We start from the raw sequence: 782 nt of genomic DNA on the forward strand, positions 1-782 counted from the left end.
TACACCCGGTGCGCTCATCAGCCGGTGACAGACAGGATCGGCGCGGGCAATCTTCAGCATCGCGCGGTGCAGCCGGGTAAATTCGTTCCACAATGCAGCCCGTGCCTGCAGCATCGCGCCAATCACCGTCGCAAGCATGTCGTGGCCTTCGATGAGTTGGCGAATGCGCGCCTCGAAACGCCCCCGGCTCACCTCGCCAACCTTGAGCCCGTAACCGCGCAGGATTCCGCGGATGCTGAGCTCAACGTCGAGCAGCTTGGCCTGCAACAGCTTTCGGCCGACCAGCAGTGCCCGCACCTCCTGGGCATCTGCAGACTTGGCGTGCACAGGACGATACCAGCCCATGCGCAGCAGCTGCGCGATCCCGCGGGCATCTTTGCGATCCGTCTTCACAGGCATCGCCGACAGCGCCGCCTTCACATGCCGTGTCTCCAGCAACACCACCTCAAAGCCGGCGTCGCCCAGACCCTCGCGCAACCACTGCGACAGTGGACCCGCCTCAAGGCCGACGCGGATGACCGGCAATCCCAGGTCGGCAAAATGCTGCAACAGTGCCTCTGGCTCGCTCGCCACCTTCGTCTCTCGCACGATCTTGCCCGATGAATCGACCACGCAAACGCTGCTCTGTTCCAGCGACACATCAATTCCTGCATAATAGTCCATGGTTGTCCCTCGCTTGATGCTTGGGGCCGACACAATCGGACCCCGTTTCAACATCATCACTCTGAGGGACAGCCGCCTTCCTGGCTATGCGAGGAGCGCCGGCCCATTACGGCATCTAG

The 782-nt window shown here is 62.4% G+C and carries 1 protein-coding gene; it reads right to left on the reverse strand.

Going from position 1 to position 782, the window contains the following annotated elements:
• Positions 1-663 (reverse strand): IS110 family transposase (locus G6N73_RS36030; protein ID WP_165034591.1); only part of this gene is annotated, 663 nt, incomplete at its 3' end.
• Positions 664-782 lie beyond the last annotated feature (119 nt).

Source organism: Allomesorhizobium camelthorni (assembly GCF_011045125.1).
Taxonomy (GTDB): domain Bacteria; phylum Pseudomonadota; class Alphaproteobacteria; order Rhizobiales; family Rhizobiaceae; genus Allomesorhizobium; species Allomesorhizobium camelthorni.